This window comes from Salipaludibacillus sp. HK11 (assembly GCF_047795645.1).
Taxonomy (GTDB): Bacteria; Bacillota; Bacilli; order Bacillales; family Salisediminibacteriaceae; genus Salipaludibacillus.
Window position 1 is genome coordinate 2,541,526 of the sequence record NZ_CP181045.1, and the last position, 18,424, is coordinate 2,559,949.

At 34.1% G+C, this 18,424-nt stretch carries 11 protein-coding genes; 1 reads left to right on the forward strand and 10 read right to left on the reverse strand.

Annotated features, from left to right (window positions below; translation table 11 throughout):
* Positions 1–432: 432 nt before the first annotated feature.
* From ACM26V_RS12345 to ACM26V_RS12380, 8 genes are all read right to left on the reverse strand, one after another.
* A complete protein-coding gene (locus ACM26V_RS12345) occupies positions 433–1,800 on the reverse strand; it encodes a transposase (protein ID WP_416151710.1) in 1,368 nt (455 codons plus the stop codon).
* Between the two features lie 825 nt (positions 1,801–2,625).
* Entirely contained in the window at positions 2,626–4,929 is a 2,304-nt protein-coding gene (locus ACM26V_RS12350; RefSeq protein WP_416151711.1) for a glycoside hydrolase family 3 C-terminal domain-containing protein, read from the reverse strand.
* 45 nt (positions 4,930–4,974) lie between these two features.
* Complete coding sequence (gene uidA, locus ACM26V_RS12355; RefSeq protein WP_416151712.1) at positions 4,975–6,768, reverse strand: beta-glucuronidase; 1,794 nt, start codon at positions 6,766–6,768, stop codon at positions 4,975–4,977.
* Positions 6,769–6,807: 39 nt separating this feature from the next.
* Entirely contained in the window at positions 6,808–8,427 is a 1,620-nt protein-coding gene (locus tag ACM26V_RS12360) for a response regulator (protein ID WP_416151713.1), read from the reverse strand.
* A 6-nt stretch (positions 8,428–8,433) separates the two neighbouring features.
* Positions 8,434–10,215 carry a sensor histidine kinase gene (locus tag ACM26V_RS12365; RefSeq protein ID WP_416151872.1) on the reverse strand — a complete coding sequence of 594 codons (1,782 nt, stop codon included), beginning with the start codon at positions 10,213–10,215 and terminating at the stop codon, positions 8,434–8,436.
* 107 nt (positions 10,216–10,322) lie between these two features.
* Positions 10,323–11,663, reverse strand: a complete 1,341-nt coding sequence (locus ACM26V_RS12370; protein WP_416151714.1) for an ABC transporter substrate-binding protein — start codon at positions 11,661–11,663, stop codon at positions 10,323–10,325.
* Positions 11,664–11,736: 73 nt separating this feature from the next.
* Positions 11,737–12,570: a carbohydrate ABC transporter permease gene (locus ACM26V_RS12375; protein WP_416151715.1), complete on the reverse strand. Its 834-nt coding sequence runs from the start codon at positions 12,568–12,570 to the stop codon at positions 11,737–11,739.
* Between the two features lie 19 nt (positions 12,571–12,589).
* Positions 12,590–13,546, reverse strand: a complete 957-nt coding sequence (locus tag ACM26V_RS12380) for a carbohydrate ABC transporter permease (protein WP_416151873.1) — start codon at positions 13,544–13,546, stop codon at positions 12,590–12,592.
* Positions 13,547–14,045: 499 nt separating this feature from the next.
* On the opposite strand from ACM26V_RS12380, the gene ACM26V_RS12385 reads away from it, so the two are divergent.
* Positions 14,046–14,681 carry a YesL family protein gene (locus ACM26V_RS12385; RefSeq protein ID WP_416151716.1) on the forward strand — a complete coding sequence of 212 codons (636 nt, stop codon included), beginning with the start codon at positions 14,046–14,048 and terminating at the stop codon, positions 14,679–14,681.
* A gap of 434 nt (positions 14,682–15,115) precedes the next feature.
* On the opposite strand, the gene ACM26V_RS12390 is transcribed toward ACM26V_RS12385, so the two are convergent.
* Complete coding sequence (locus ACM26V_RS12390) at positions 15,116–17,365, reverse strand: GH32 C-terminal domain-containing protein (protein ID WP_416151717.1); 2,250 nt, start codon at positions 17,363–17,365, stop codon at positions 15,116–15,118.
* Entirely contained in the window at positions 17,362–18,318 is a 957-nt protein-coding gene (locus tag ACM26V_RS12395; RefSeq protein ID WP_416151718.1) for a carbohydrate kinase family protein, read from the reverse strand. The genes ACM26V_RS12390 and ACM26V_RS12395 overlap by 4 nt, the downstream gene beginning before the upstream one ends.
* Between the last annotated feature and the right edge of the window lie 106 nt (positions 18,319–18,424).

Here is an 18,424-nt window from a genome sequence, read left to right on the forward strand (position 1 = left end):
GTCTGTGCGCAAAAATTTGCACAAGTGAGAGTAGGTGTGTGGTCAAACAAATTGTTACATCATTAATTTGTAACTGCTCCAGTACTATAATTACATAATTAATATGTGTTTTAAAAATTTCTAATAATAAATGCCTACATCATACCACCCATAATCGATTAGGGTTTTCTGCATTTTTTTCATGTATTAAATCAGTTGAGTCAATTTCATAATGCATTTTCTGAATAAAGTCAGAAGCGCAGAATATCAAAAGTACTCTTTTAAAAAATCGTCACTTTAAAAGCTAGTGTTGATAGTTGAAAACTTGCTCGCTTGCCGCAGGCAATGCTTCAGCTAATCGGGGGAAACCGCCCCGATGGATCTTCAGCTATTGCTTTTCCTGCAGGCGTCTCACAGATTTTCAACATCAACGATCAAAAATTTTGTATACCTTTAAGCAGCTTTCTGTCCTTGGCTTCTCTTTGTTTTCAGTCGTAATCCTGCGAGTTTCATGGCATTGTAAACAAGTGTAGTAAAGTCAAAATGAACTTTCGCTCTTTCTCCTGTTCGGTATCGTATATTGTTTAGTTGAAATTGTTCTTTTAGATACGCAATCACTCGTTCAGAGGAACTTCGTTCTTTATAGATCGTCTTCCATGATTCAGTACCTCTTGCTGGAGCACTATATTTCCGCAAGTCTGTATCCATTTTTATCTTAAAGACCTTTTGACATAGCGAGTCATGAGCGAGTGGACACTCTCCACATTCTTTTGGTTGGGTAAATTTTAATGTTTGGTACTTCTTATCAAAGCTGTCATATCGGTAAGAATGTTCTCTCACACAGGTTGGGGCAAAGTGTTTATCAAAGCCAAGTGGCTCCGGTTCATTCCGCTTATTATAAGCTATAATCGAATAGCCTTTCATCCGATGAACCTGTTCATAGATAGCTGGATAATCATAGCCAGCATCCATCGTCACGTGTTTCATCTGAAAATGAGGAAAATGCGTTTGAATGCCCTTTAATAACGGAATCGCAGCTTTACCATCATTTAAGTTACCGCTAGACATGAGAGATTCGAGAATAAATTGACTCTTTGTTTCAACGGCGATATGACCCTTGAAGCCATACCAAAAAACATTTTTACCGTCACTGTTCTTTTTGATGCCCCATTCTGGACCGAGAGGGATCTCATCTTCAAGGTTGTCAAAAGGTATGTCCAATTGATCTTCGATTTTCTTTTTATAAACCGGAAGAGAAGCTTCAAATTCTTCTTTTTCTTTGAGCCATGCCGATTGTTCTTCCTTGTTTTTACGGCCGCGTTTTTTCGGCTCGGGTTTCGGTGTATCATCTTTCTTTTCTTTGGAAGGGGCTTTATCTTTCGCTTCGATATGTGTCGCATCAATGGCCACATTGAAGTCCGAAATATACCCATCATCTATAGCTTCATGGACGAGTTGATGGTTGATATCTTTCAGTACAGAAGAAGCTTTAATCTCACTTACCATGCGGGAGTAAGAAGCTTCCGAAGGAATTGCGTCTGCCACACCAAATCCGCAATCTCTTTTAAACTGAATGTCATCTTTCAGGCGTTTAACTAAGAGTTTTACTTCACTAATTCTTTCCACATAACGAATGATCAACGATTGGATCATCGCTGGATAATTCAGCTTTACAGGGCGACCCAAACGTGATTTTTTGAACACCATGAGTACAATAGGACCGGTGGTCAGTGTTGAAAATAACTCATCGTAACGTTGGGTAGGTTCTAAATCGTATAAAACATCTATACTTAGTAGGCTCTCTTGTCGTAAAATGGACATAGGAGTCTTCCCTCCAGTCAAATTAGTTTGTTCGCTACTTACTAAATTCGACAGTTGGGGAGGTACTCCTTTTTTTGTTTCTTAAATCTCTTGGGCCACAAGGGCTCTGAATTATGAAATTGACTCAGTTATTAATTAATTTATAATTATCAGCTACATGAATGTACGTTCGCTTCATTTCGTAGTTTTATCTTTTACTATAAGGTTGTTTTGTGAGGGTTTAATACCTAGTAAATTCGATTACTATCAATAAGACCTACTCCATCCGAGTAAATAATAAACGAAAAATTGAGATTCAACCGCTTAAAACAAGACGAGTAATCTCAATTCAACCACATTTTTGAATTTGCTTCAAAAGCCCTTAGAAGGTCTAATCCGGCAACAACGACTATTGAAACAGGAGCCTGATTTGAATAAGTACACCCCCATTCCTTTCGGCATAACCGGTTCTTTATTATAGGATATCCTGGAGTTTCAACAACTGATCAAGTTTACGAACATTTAACAAGTGGACTAGAAAAAGGCCCTTCTACAATTCAGTGAATTGATGAAAAGTCCTGCATAATTAGAAAGGTTTTTGTCAATGCTGCTTATGATCAAAATACCCTCGGGATGATTATTTGATATTTTATGTATTAGCTATTGCAAAATAACCAGTTTTAAAAGCGAGGGTAACACCCGAATATTCTTATGATGATAAAAAAATAGATAGCCTCATAATTTGGGAATAATTACTTGTTCTTTTAAACTTTTTTAGAGCATGGCTGAAATTAATTTTATAAATGTAAAGGGAAAATAATTTTCCCCTTACATTTTATTTGAATATTAATTATTGAAAATAGTTTTTTCTTGTACTTCATTCAATTGAGTAATCATATCGGTCAGCATTTCTTCGGTAAAGTTCCCTGAACTAAAGTTAGCTAAAGCACGTAATGGCATATATTTCATCATTGCTTCCATCATAGCAGATGATTCCTCGCTATCACCCATAGCATTCAATAATGGATTGTGTTTATTTGCTTTCTTAAGCAGTTTAGTTGCTATCGGAGCTAAAGTTGGATCAGCCAATAGATCTCCTATTAAAGTATTTTTGTGGACTCGTTGTGCGATAGTAACCGTTGAGGTTACGTAAATTGTCTCTTTTAGTTGAAAACCTTTTGATGACTTTCCAACTAATATCTCAAATTCGCCTGTTTCCACATGCCAATCCTTTAAGTCTACATTATAATAAGCAAACGCACGCTTATCTAAAGTAAATATTACTTCTTTTTCTTCATCCGGTTTTAAATCTACTTTGTCAAATTCTCTTAGTTCCTTTTCCGGTCTCGATACACTACTATAGACATCTTTAACATATAACTGGACAATTTCTTTCGCAGCCATATCACCAGTATTTTTAACTGTTACCTTAACAGTAATAGAATCTGTATCTTCAATTTCCTTTTTGCTTAAGGTTAGATTCCTATATTCAAAAGTTGAATAACTTAATCCATATCCAAATGGAAATAGAGGTTCAATTTCTTTTGTATCATAATAACGGTAACCAACAAAAATACCTTCTTTATATTCTACCTCATCTCCTTCACCAGGGAAGTTTAAGTAAGACGGATTATCGCTTAACTTTACTGGGAACGTTTCAGCTATTTTACCACTCGGGCTAACATTTCCATATAATAAATCTGCAATTGCTCCACCTAGTGCTTGTCCTCCTAAATATCCTTCTAGAACAGCTTTAACTTTAGTTAACCAAGGCATTTCAATTGGAGCACCATTACTTAGAACAACAATCACATTTGGTTGCACTTTTGCTATCTCTTCAATTAAATAGCGTTGGTTTTCTGGAATATCCAAATGATTTCTATCGTATCCTTCAGATTCGTATCGATCTGGTAATCCAATGAACAGAACAGCTGCATCTGATTGTATTGCTTTATCTTTTGCTTCTACTACTAACTGTTCATCTACATCATCTCTGTCCAAGTGGTACCCCTGTAAATAGATTAGATTTGATTTACTAGTAGTAGTCTTTTCTAGTTCTTCATAAATATTATCTAGCTTTGTGGGATTAATATGTGAGCTTCCTCCACCTTGGTATCTAGGTTTTTGAGCAAGTTCACCAATTATCGCTACATTATTTCCTTTAGCAAGAGGAAGAATATTGTCTTCATTCTTTAAAAGTACCATACCTTCACTAGCTACCTGTTTCGCAAGCTGATGATGTTCTTCTTTGTCATAAATAGCATTCTCTATATGATTATCAACGGCCAAAAAGATAATTCTCAATAAACGTTCCACTGCTCGATCAAGTTTTTCAACAGACAGCTTTCCAGTTTTTATACCTTCTAAGATTTTATTATCCCCTAAACCATAACTAGCTGGCATTTCAAGTTCTAATCCTGCTTCTAAACCATCTCCACGTTCATTGACAGCCCCCCAATCTGAAACGACAAAGCCTTCGAATCCCCATTCATCCCTTAGTATGTCTGTTAACAATAATTTGTTCTCTGACATAAATGAGCCATTTACTTTATTATACGAGCACATCACCGTCCAAGGCTCTGCCTTTTTTACTGTATTTTCGAAACTAGCTAAATAAATTTCCCTTAATGTTCGCTCATCTACAATTGCGTTAGTTGACATCCTTCGGTGTTCTTGGTTATTCGCTGCAAAGTGCTTCAGTGATGTACCAACGCCTTGGCTCTGCACTCCAATAATATGGCTAGTTGCCATTTCTGATGACAAATAAGGATCTTCTGAAAAATACTCAAAGTTTCTTCCACATAATGGGGAGCGTTTGATGTTCGCTCCTGGCCCAAGTATAACTCCAACATTCTCGGCTTGTGATTCTTTACCTAACGCAACTCCAACTTGTTCAACTAACTTTCGGTTCCAAGAACTAGCTAGACCTACTGCAGATGGAAAGCAAGTTGCCGGGACACTATTACTTAATCCCAAATGATCAGCGCCTTCAGCCTGCTTTCGAAGCCCATGAGGGCCATCCGTGACCATAATAGATGGGATTCCTAAACGCTCTACACCTTTCAAATACCAAAAATCTAAACCAGAACACATTCCAACTTTCTCTTCCACTGTCATTTCTTTAATTATATTACGAATATTTCTTTTCACATTACACCTCCATAGTATTTCTAATAATAAAACGACCAGTACTAATTAATTTTTATACCAAAAGTTTGGGATATTAGTCCAACGTTTTCTTAGTTCAAATGCTGCCGACTTTGGTTTACGATCTCGTGTAAAAATGCCTTTTTTATTCCCCTGAACTCTTACAACCCCTTGACTTGTTTGAAAATCGGCAAAATTCCATACCTGCTCTCCAACAAAATTTTGAAACTCATCTACTACTTCATGATTTGCTTGATAGTACTCAATTTGATATTCCTCTGTAAACATCACTGCATCAATATCATGAAAACCTGCAACCGTATCTGCACCATATTCAGCAAACATAATTGGCTTACTAGGACAACGTTTAGTCCACTCTTTTAGTTCTTTGCGGAGTTTAATTTTTGCCTTTTCCAAATCTCCTCCATCTATATACCAACCATAATAACGGTTTAAGGCTAACACATCGATCAGTTCTGCAATTTTGTCTTTTTCCGGTGTAGAATAACTATAGGTTGCTAAAGTAACTGGGCGTTTCTCAGGATCGTTTTCCTTCATAAGTTCAACCAAAGGTTTAAAATATTCATATGCACCATCTTCTTCTGATGCTGGTTCATTTGCCACCGACCACATCACCACTGAAGGGTGATTTTTGTCTCGATTTACAAGTTCAGTTATCACGTCTTGGTGATGTTCAAAGGTTTGGATTTCTTTATAAGTATTTCGTTTTGGCGTTTCACCCATTATAGTTGCCATAAAGTTTAAATTAACTCCAACTGCCGGTGTTTCATCTATGACAACAATTCCTTCTCGGTCAGCAAGTCGCATGATTTCTTCTGAATACGGATAGTGCGCTGTACGAAAAGAGTTCGCTCCAATCCATTTTAATAAGTTAAAATCTAATACATTAGCAGCTTCATCAAATCCACGACCATGTAATGGTGTATCTTCATGTTTTCCAAACCCTTTGAAATAAAAAGGTTTATTATTGATAAGGAATTTACCATCCTTGACTTCCACTGTACGTACACCAAATGATTGTTCATAAATATCATTTCCATTATCTAGATCAATACGTAATGTATATAAATATGCATTTAATGGCTCCCATAGTGTTACATCTTTAATTATTATAGAACCCTTCGATCCACTTGCATTAGCTACTTCCTGACCATTTTCGTTGATTACCGCTACATTCACTTTCCCCTCTTGCTCTTTGACATCGACTTGAAAGTCTACAACACCATTATTTCCATCAATACTTGTTACAATATTTACATCTGTAATATATTTTTTTGGTGTGGTGTAAATTTTAACTGGTCGATGTAAACCTGCATAATTAAAGAAATCAAAATTAGGGTAATTACGAACAACTTTTCCTATTCCTTCTACTACTTCTTCTTTATAATGTCCAACGGGAAGCGTAGACTCATCAATGATATTATTTACAGCTACCGTCAAACGATTTTTCCCTGGTTTAATCTGCTCATTAAGCTCCACTTCAAAAGGTGTAAATCCACCTTTATGTTCTGTTACTAATAAACCATTGAAATAAACTTTAGCGTAGTGTGTTGCCGATCCAAAACGAAGAACGATGCGTTCCTCAAACATATATTGTGGTATAGTAAATTCTCGTTCATACCAAACCCAACCAACATGATTTCGTAGTTCACGAGTCACTGCTAAATCATTATAAGAAGCGGGAACAGCCATAGACATCGTATCTTTTAATTGTTGATCGAACCACTTTTCCTCTATTCCTTCACCGTTATCCATCTTAAAATTCCAAATACCATTTAAGTCTATTTGTCCTCTTGTTTCAGTCGTAATTGGATATAACATTAGATATTCAACCCCTTATTTATTTTCAGCATTATTTAGTTATTTTTGAGGTACACGCTTATACTTATAATCCGTTGGCGAGATCCCAGTTTGTTTTCTAAATCTTTTGATAAAATAACTTTTGCTGTCGAAACCAAGTTCTATTGATATCAAATCCACTGTTTTGGCAGTGCTATCTAATAATTCCATCGCTTTTTCCATCTTGATTCTAGTCACAAATTCAATAAAGCTTTCTCCTGTTTCACTTTTATATAATCGACTAAAATAACTTGGGTTTAAGTGCAAATACGTTGAAACATCTTTTAATGAAATTTTTCTATCTATATTAGCAATAACATATCTTTGTGCCTTCAATGCATCTTCATTTTTTGATGTGGATTCAAGAACAATCACATGTTCTATAAATTGTTGGCATAACTCAAACAATACTTGTTTCATTTCTTCAAAATTCTCTACTTCTTGTATTTGATCAATTTCCAGTATTTTAACATCTTGGTCTTTAAAGTAAACAAAGGCATTCAGGCCTAATTTTAAATCAAGCAATAATTTCATAGACCAGTCTTTTATTACTTTTGGGGAAAATCTTTGTTGTATAAACCAATTTATTTTATTGCATAAAAATACTTTTAACTGCTCACTTTCCCCATTCATGATGTACGTTTTTAATAGTTGTACTTCTTCCACGTAATCATTAAATATTGATATATTATTATAATTTAGTTCTTCGTGATATTGAATCGATTCGTTTTGGTAATAAAACCGTTGTTCTTTATATACAACTAAAGTTTTGATTGAGTGAACTAGAGTCTTCCTTATATGCTTTCCATTATCAATAACAGCAGTTAAAGAAAGTTTTAAATAATTTTTTAAATTACTTTGCGTCAATTTTAAAGCTTCTTCTATTCCATGATCTATTTCTATTTGCTTTATATTTTTTTCAGGAAATAAGATTAAAAACTTTTTGTGCAAATAGAATATTTGAATTTCATTATTATACGTTCCTAGTACTTCTTCGAGTACATTATTTATACTAAACTGTAGCAACGTTTCACTTTCATAACGTTCGATAGCTGCTTGAAATTGATCAATGAAACATAAAACAACCGTATACCTTTCACTTGAAAAGTCCATATTTAATAAATTTTCTTGTTCTTGCCACCATTTATCGTCTTCAACGTAAGGTTCTTTAATTACTTTTTCAATAAACTTCGATTTGAGCGACATATTATTTTCTCTTAAAAATTTTGTTAATTTCCCTTGAGTTTCCTTTTTTTGATTAGCTTCGTCAAGGATTTTCTTGAGTCTTTTTAACAGTTTGACAATCTGTTCTTCATCCATTGATTCTTTCAAGATAAAGTCAAAGGTATCTAACTTAATAGCCTGTTGTGCAAAATGAAAATCATCATGACAAGACAGAATAACGTTGATTTTATTTTCTTGCTCCTTATTAATCTTTGAAATAAGTTCAATACCATTCATATGTGGCATACCTATATCCGTTATTAACACATCATAATCATTTTCAGTTAAGTAATGGTATGCTCTCATGCTATTTTGATAAGTAGCAACAACTTTAAAACCACATTTTTCCCACGGGATATATTTTTCCATATACTGAGTCACAACTTTATCATCGTCAACTAACACAACTCGATACATTTTACTTCACTCCTTTAATGGAAGATTAAATGTAAAACTAGTACCTTCTCCCTCAACACTCTCTACATCCATAGAAGCTCTATCACCATAAATCATTTTTATACGTTGATAAACGTTTTGAATTCCAATCCCATTAAAGGAGTGGAAATTTTCCCCATTTACTATTTTCTTTTCTCCATATATCTGTCTTTTAAGCTGTGCTAACTTCTCTTCTGTCATCCCAACGCCGTCATCTAATATTTGTAATTTTAAATATTTCTTATCTTCCACGGAACCCGTAACTACAATAGATCCATCTCTACCACTATAACCATGTATGATAGCGTTCTCAATAAGTGGTTGTAGGAAAAAACGTGGAACTTCAATTTTTGTCGATTTTGTATCTACACATATGACTAAATCCACCTCATACTCATGACGAAAACTCATCAAACTTGTGTAGTGTTCTACTACCTTTAGTTCCTCTTCCAATGAGATAAATGCATTATTTCTATTAATAGTCATTCGTAATAATGACGATAAATCATTAATTAATTGTGCACTATCATTATCTCCATTCATTTTAATGTGTAATCGAATTGCATTTAGTACATTGAATAAGAAATGTGGATTGATTTGAGCCTGTAACATTTCTAGTTCGGCGGTTCTCTTTCCTCTTTCTTGAATTTTAATTTCATTAACCATCTCTTCAATAGTATCAAGCATATTATTAAAAGCGCTCCCAAGATTTGCTATATCATTATTCCCTGATATCTCAGCCCTTCTACTCAAATCACCATTCTCCACTGATTTAGTAACAGCATGCAGTTCAACGACTGGCTTTGTCATCTCTCTAACAAGAATAATTAATCCTATTAGAAATAAAAATAGAAAAGTTCCTTGAATTACAAGCGTTGTTCTTGTCATAACATTAATATTACCAATTGTTTCTTTATACGGAACGAGACTAACGAGTCGCCAATCAGAATAAGAAACGGGATAACTATTAAGAAGATGAGCTTCGTTGTTAAAATTAACTATTTGATGTCCAGTACTACTAACATTAAATCCTAGATTCTCACCAATACGTTCCCCTTCAATGCTTGAAAATATATTTCCTTGTTGATCTGTTAAATAATATTCTGAGTTGGAATTTTGAAAATTCTCTAAATAAGCACGGATATCCTTTTCCTTTATACTGATAATGATGTAGGCATCTTGATAGTTATTATTTTCTATGTTACGAGCTATACTAATTAAATATGGACTGTGCTGTTGATCTGAGGTTATATATGTTGGATGTGCACCGATCCATTTAGTTTGATAAATATTTAAGTCTTTTAGATCACTCATCCATGATTCTTTGTGAGAGTCGGTTGGGCGATAGTCATTAATAGAATAATTCATATAATAGAGATCGTTTTCAAAAATAATTGTGATATAAGTTGGAGATAACAAATCTGTAATTCCAGCTAATCTACTTGATATCTCAATGTAGTTCAAGGCAATTTCCTGTTCGGCTTCAAGTGATGTAGCGTCAATAGACTGGTGATTTTTTATAAGCCTATTAAAATTAGTATCAAATTGTATATAGTTAGAGGTATACATGATATCATTTAAAACATTTTTTATGCTCATTTCAATCATACTTAAATTATCATTAGATTGCTTTACGGCACGTTCCTCTAATATATCTTTTGTTAAATAATTAGAGACAATGTATGTACATATCCAAGGTAATAGAATACAAACCACGACCGCAATAATTAATCGCTTCCTTAAAGAATAATTTTGCAACCTTTTTAACATATTACGCACGCCCATTCACCACCGAAGTTTACCCCTGCTAAAATTATACTAATATATATTGAGAGGATTTATTATTATCCTCTCAATATAACATATCCTTAACATTCTTATTGATTTGCTTCCACTATTGCCTCAATTCTCTCTTTAATTTCCTCCATTGTTGTATCGAGATCTTGCTCACCAAGTAACAGTAATTCTACTTGTGATTCAAATTCGCTATCTGCTTCTCTATTATGAGCAGGTGGGGCAAACCTTTCTTGTGGTTCAATAATAGTAAGTGCATTTATAACTGAGTCAATATTAACAGCATCCGGATTGGATGTATTTTCCAGTAGATTTTCTAATACAGTATCTAAATCAGATTCTGTCCAAGCAGGAATAGAAATCCCTTGTTCTTGTATTCCTTCAGTAGATAACCAACGCATAAAGTCATAAGCCTCTTCTTTATATTCAGATGTTTGAGCGATAGTCAATGCATCACCGCCTATTTCAGTGTAATTAACACTTTCCTCGCTATTTTTTGGCCACGGAGCCCAAGCAATCTCAAATTCAGGTGTAAATTGTCCCCATTCAGTAATTAAGAATGATCCAATTGGGACCATAGATACCGACTCCGAGAAAAATTGTTGCCGAAAATCAAGTTGTTGAGAAATAGTTTCCGAATACGGTACAGATGAATTATCTTCAATTTCCATTTGATACCTTAATTCTAATGATTCTCTTAGAAATGGATCATCTGCATTAGAACTTCCATCTTCTTTAAGAAGGTAGGGGTTATCACTTTTCCCAAACATTTTTAATGTAGAATGAAGAGAGTGAAAGTTTGATAAGAACGACCCATATCGATTATCAGTTGTTAATTGATTTGCATATTCTCTATAATCATCCCAAGTCCATTCTGTTGGTACCTCCAAGCCTACTTCATCTAAATGATCTTTATTTAGGACAACAAGATTAGAAACACTCTTCATCGGAATAGCATAATAGTTCCCATCAATTTCTGAATAAGTATGGTTGTAATCACTATTAATATCAATTCCCTCATTATCTAATAGGTCATCAATTGGTGAAACAAGCCCAGCATTCACTCTTGTAACTAATTCTGGTAATGTTGAAAACATTATTATGTCTAATGACTCACCAGATGACGCTAAAAGATCTAGCTGTTGATAGTAATCTTCAGTACTCATATTTTCAACAAGTGGGGTTGATTCAATTTTAACTCCTTCATTTTCCTCTTCGTACATTTCAATAAGTTCTTCCCAATTACCTGTTTCCTCGTTAATCCAATGGACAAAGCTTAAAGTGATTTCTTCTTCGCTAGCATTCCCACTACCGTTGCTTTCATTCTCGTTATTAGTAGTTTCGCTGTTGTCGTTTGAGCAAGCTATAATTAAAGAACTTGATAAAAATAATATGAATCCTAATAACGCTGTTTTTTGTTTCATGTTTTTTCCTCCTCGTATTTTAAAATATTTATTAAAACTACCCTATATTTGTTGAGTAGTTACAACCATATTGCTACCCTTTAACTCCACCAAGTTGAATTCCTTCTATTACTTGTTTTTGCCCAATCACAAATACAATTAATAATGGAATAATTGCTGAGACTGACGCAGCCATCATTAAGGAATAAATACTACCATGTTCATCAGCAAAGCTCTGAACACCAAGTTGAATTGTATACAACTCCTGGCTTCTTAAAAAGATTAATGGATTTTGGAAGTCATTCCATGTCCAAATAAATCGTAATATTGCATACGTAGCAATTGCCGGACGAACTAATGGTAATGCTATTGATCTAAATATTCTGAAATGTCCAGCACCATCTATTTTTGCTGATTCAATAATTTCATTACTGATGCCTAAATAAAATTGTCGAAGCATAAAGGTACCAAATACACTAAAACTATTTAATAATATCAACCCAGTATGAGTATCATATAAACCAAACCAACTATATAACAAGAACTGTGTTACTAGAAGCGTTTGAGGCGGAACCATGAAGGTAGCTAATACAATAAAGAATAATGTATCTCGTCCCTTAAAGTTTATCTTTGCAAAACCATAAGCTGCTAAAGCGGATACAATAACTGATGTTAAAGTTGTTAAAACTGTTACTTTAATCGAGTTCCAATACAGTAGTAAAAACGGCATCGAACCTGTCCATACTTCACTGAAATTCTCAACCGCATTCCATGTTTTCGGGATCCATTGTATCGGGAATGTCAGGACTTCTTCTTCAACTTTTAGTGATGCTGAAATCATCCATAGAAATGGTGTTAAGAATATAATCCCTATTAATGCCATGATAATAGTCATAACTATTTTTCTAACATCTAAGCCGGCTTTCATCTATTTTCCCCCTTTCTAATTAGTAGTTCACCCATTTTTTCTGACCTACAAACTGAATATAGGTAATAATTAGAATAATAATAAACATTACTAAAGCAATTGCTGACGCATATCCTGTTTTCAGTTCTAAGAAAGCTTGTTCATATAAATAAACAACTGGTATCATTGTAGAATTTGCTGGCCCACCATTTGTTAAGACTAAAATTAAATCAAACATCTTAAAACTTGAAATAACACCTGCAACTAAAAGAAAAAAGGTTGTTGTCGATACTAATGGAACTGTTATTTTAGTGAACTGATACCATGCTGAAGCTCCATCAATTTGTGCAGCTTCATACAATTCCTTTGGTATGTTTTGTAAACCTGCCAAGTAGATAATTAAGTTGAAACCTATACTAGTCCAAATCATAATTATCATCACCGATGGTAGGGAAAAGGCTGTATCTGCTATCCACCCTGGAGGATTTTCAAATCCTAGTGACATTAAAAATTGATTAACTGGTCCTTGAGATGGATGAAACAAAACTCGAAAAACAACTGCTACAGCTACAACACTAGAAATAAACGGCATAAAAAAGATAACTTTAAATACATCTTTAAAATAAATGTACTTGTTAATAATTACTGCAATCCCTAAAGATATAACTAGACCTATAGGAATTGCAATAATAAGAATAAAGTTATTTCCTAGTGACTTTAAAAATACATCGTTATTAAATAGTGTGATAAAATTCTCAAAACCAACGAAGGTTGCATTTGTATAACCCGATACAAAATTCCAATCGGTAAAACTTAAAATAAACGACGCTACCATTGGAAACAAAACTAAAATAGATGTACCAATTAACATCGGACCCACAAATGCCAAACCAGCTAACGTTTCTCGCAAATGACTCGAAGAACGATCATTTCTTTTTGTCTTTTTTGTTTTAAATTGTTTATCTGCACCCTGCACCACTTCTGTTTCCGCTTTCATTTGATTCTGCAATTATTAATTCACCTCTTTTTCTTATATTTATAAATTTATTGTATGCTCTTAAAATTCGACAAACAATGCACAATCTTTACTTTATAAGTAATATTTTTACCTCCTAAGTTAAGTGTGTTAAAGAAGGTTGGAGAAGGTTTACACATAATCTTTCCATCATAGTTAATAACAACTTCATCAAAAGATTTGTTACTTTTTCAAACATTTTTATCCTGCTCATTACAGCTTTTACTTGTACGGATCTCATTAAACAATAGTGATAACTAGGTAGTTTATATAAATTGGAATATAGAAATCGATTGGCAGGTGGGGCGAAAGAGGTTTGAAAAAAATGATACTGGGAGTAAGAGTAGATGAGAACTTTAAGTCCTCATAAAATATACTATTTTTACTTATTTTAAATTTCCTTTACTATATTTTTTTAAAATATAGTACGAGTTAAACATTTATGATACTTTTGAATTATTTAGTAAAGGGGGAACTATATATGCAACTTGGCGCTTTTTCAAGCATGGCTTTTTCAATATGTACTTGGTTTTATCGACTAGCATTTATCAACCTACTCTGGATAATTTTTACCCTCCTAGGTTTAGTGGTATTGGGATTCTTCCCTGCAACAGTTGCAATGCTAGCAACACTAAGGCAATACCTTAACAAAAATGAAGTGAATTTATTCCCATATTTTTGGGGTTATTACAAAAAAGAATTTATAGAAAGTAATAAGCTTGGGGGTATAATTACATCAATCGGACTTATCCTATATATCAACCTTAATTTCTTACAAATAAATAAAACAGGTATAACGGAATTTCTTTACTTTTCATCTGTCACACTGAGTTTTTTGTATTTATTAATTATTTGTTATTTATTAGCATCTTACGTTGAATTTAATCTGGATTTAAAAACTCATATCAAAAATTCGGTTTTAATTGCTATATATAATCCATTAGCAAGTCTTTTTATTATATTTGGCTTCGTCACTGTATATTATGCTGTTACATTTATTTCTGGTTTAGGTTTCTTCTTCAGTGCAAGTATGTTTGGGATAGTTATCTTATCATCTGCAAATATCGCTTACCGAAAGATTCAACAAAAACAAGAAAAACTTCAAACAAATACCTGAATAAATAGTACCCAATTCGGTGAGATGGTTTTTGGATTACTATTTTATAGAAAAAGAGCTATATTAGATAACTGAATATATTGGAGAAGTTTGAGGTTCTACTTGGTGAAATGAGGTTATAAGCGAAGGCTTAGCAAAAACCGGACCTTATTGTGGTTAATGAAACACGAAGCAATTATCTCTAATAAGCGTTTGGAGTTTGTCCAAACGTAAAGACAGAGTTAGTCTTTTTAACAATGTCGATAGCATTATCATCCAATTAATTATTTAGTGCATTTCACAAGTAAGGATTAACAAGGTTATTTAAGAGACAAAAAGCATTTCACCAATGCTTTTTGTCTCTTATAATTTACTCTATTGTATTATCCAAAAGAAATTTTTATTTGGAATTTTTTCATTCAAAGAGACTGCGTTAAAAACTCTTATATAACTAATTAATAAACGCCATTCATAGACCAAATTTGCAGTGACTCTATCAACAGTTCATCTTCTCCATATAAAGAAATCCCTTTTGAATTTCTTTTTGTTGGATATACTCTTGTCGTTAAACTTTTTAATTCATTAATATATACTTCTACCATAGATTTATCTAATAAAATATTTAGCTCTAATGGCTCATCTTTTAAAACTACTTCTCCCCCTTGAATTCCAGACACTATCTCTTTCGAGTCCAATGTTGTTTTATTTCGGTTAACATAGAACCCCATTTGATCATTATCATAATAAAATAACGTTTCTTCTATACGATCAGGCGATTGCCTTACATAAATACCGTACTTATCATGATTAGTCGGGGCAAACTTGAGATGGATTTCCAACATATCTCCAGAAATATCTTGCAAGTTTCTATTAACCTCGCCTAAAGTTTTATCTTTCAATTCGACTAGCTTTTCGTTACGTAACTTCTTCACTTGATCAATCGCTTTAATTCTCATTCGATCATCTTTTCCTAAATAAACTTCAGCGGGCATACCTCCATTGTGAGCCCAACCAGCTTTAAGTTCGTATTCGGGTGGTCTTTCTCCCTGTGCAATAGTAAATACTATTAGTTTACCTGTTTGTGGATCAATCATAGCACTTGGTCCTGTAAAGTGAAAATCGCCTAAATCAAAAAGCTGAGGTTCCTCATGATCTGGAATAAAACTCCCTTTGGTTTTATCCCAAGTTCCTACCCAATAGAAAACTTCTACATCAGCTCCTTCTCCGACCGGACTAATAATAAAAAGGTGTTTCACATCTCCTTTACTATCTTCCGCAAGTGGAAGAAGAATTGGCAGTTCCCAAACCCTCCCTAAATATGGGTACTTATGATAATCACTAACATAGAGAAAACCTTTGTACTCCCAGTCGACTAGATTTTCAGATTGAAATAATAACGCTGTACCACCTTTCCCATTTATTCCAGATGCAACTAACTGAAACCACGTGTCATCTTCTTTCCACACAAATGGATCTCGGAAGCCATCGTCGTCTAAGTTTTGTTCCTTTGGTTGAAAGATGATCGGCTGACTATCTTTCATCCAATGTTTTAATTCTATATCTCCATCCTTTGGAAACGTGCTTCTAGCCAAAGCTACCATTTGGTTAGGAAGATATTTATGATTTCCTGCGGTGAAAAATAATACAGGTAAGCCATTTTCATCATAATGAGCACACCCTGACCATGATCCATCAGGATCGACAGCATTTTTTTCAGGAGAAATAGCTACCGGCATGTCCTTCCAATGGATCAAATCATCACTAACCCAGTGGCCCCAATGGATATTTCCCCAATAAGGGCCTTGTGGATTGTGTTGGTAAAAAAGATGATATTTCCCTTTGAAATATAGTGGTGCATGCGGCTCATTCATCCAATGACCAGGGGCCGTAATATGATATTGTGGTTTATGTAAATCCATTGAAAAATCGTTACGATCAATAGATATATTCTCAACATCAATCTCAGGAAGCTCACCATCAAAACCCTTTAAATAAGAACGATAAAGATCTACTATTTCCTCTTCACTTAATGAACGTTTATATATACTCACTTCATCCATTAATCCACTAAACATATTTAACGTGAATGTGTCGGCGACAATGAAAGGATCGTTATTTTCTCCTATTAATAAATCTACTTCTGCAGGGACGATATATCCTCTCTCTTCGTTTCTCTTCTCCCCAATGAGAGAACCATTTACGTATAGTTTTAGATAGCCATCTATCTGATTATATGTGGCTACAATATTCGACCATTGATTTTTCGGTAAATAATAGTCGTTTGCCCAAACTTCTGCCCATCCAGATGTTAACCCAACTTGAAATGACAGTGACCCATGCTTATGAAAACCAACTATAAAACCTGTCCCCTTATGATAATCATGTTGATTGATAAGAGCAGTCAAACGTTCATCCTCTATACCGCCAAATGCATGTGGGGCAATCCATAAGGAAATTGTGATAGCATCAGTTAAAGGAGTAAACAATTCCTGTTGTCGTCTAATTGAAGTAGAAAAACCATCGAACCATAAAGCATTTCCATGAATCCCATTTCGGCGTTTAACTTCTTTATCCGGCTGGAATTCTGCTTGATGAAAAATATATTCTATTGAATCGTTCACTTGTTTTATTTCTTCAAATGTACTTATTCCTTCATTCTCAGGAAAGGACCACTTTGAAACTATATCTTTTTGCAATTTTTTCATACAACTTCCTCCATAGTTGGTATTGCAGAAATAGCTCCTACTTTCGTACAAACTATTGCCCCTACCTTATTACTAAACATCGTTATTTTCTTTAGTTGTTCGAAGTCTTCTAAAACTTTCTTTGGTTCTTCTTCCTTTGACAACTGAAAAAGCATAGCACCTACAAATGCATCCCCTGCACCAGTTGAGTCTATTGACGTTACATCAATACTAGAAATTGTTTCTTGGTCATTTCCATTAGAAATCAGTGTTCCTTTTTTACCTAAAGTTACTGCAACGGTTTTTGCTCCTAATTGATGAAGAACCTGAACCCCTCTAGATGTATTTTCCATACCAGAAATCATTCTTAGTTCCTCATCACTAACTTTCACGAAATCAGCTAAACCAATTACTTCTTTACACAGGTCAACAAAAGCAGATTCTCTACCTTCCCAAAGATTTCCCCTATAATTAGGATCAAACGAAATAAACTTACCATCATTATGAGCAGATCTAATAGTATTTAAGTAAGTCAATTGAAACGAACCTTCTAAGAGAGCTGTCGCTGAGCCGAAATGTAAAATACCAGCAGCTTTCAGCTTCTCTTTATCCAACTCTTCTTCTGATAAATGAGCATCCGCCCCTCGATTAAAAACAAAATCCCTTTCCCCATTTTCCTTTAAAGATACAAATGCCAATGTTGTTGGATGGTGATCATCGAGGACGAGCATGGAGGTATCAACGTTTATTTCATCAAGTGTGTTTTTTAAAAAATGACCAAAAGGATCATCTCCCACTTTACCACTGAAAACGGACGTGCCACCTAGTTTCTCAATAGTTGCACATACGTTAGCTGGTGCTCCACCCGCCTGCTTCTCAAAATTCTTACCTCTTACTAAGTCGACTCCAATATCTGTGCAGAAAAAATCAATAATCAGCTCTCCGATACAAATAACTGATGAGTTTCCCTTCATTTCCTATTCCCCTCTTCAATTTCAATTTATTTTCATTGCCTTATAAAAAAAGGAAGAAACGAGTAGTTATTTTATTTAGATTTCAAATAAAATAACCTATACAAGT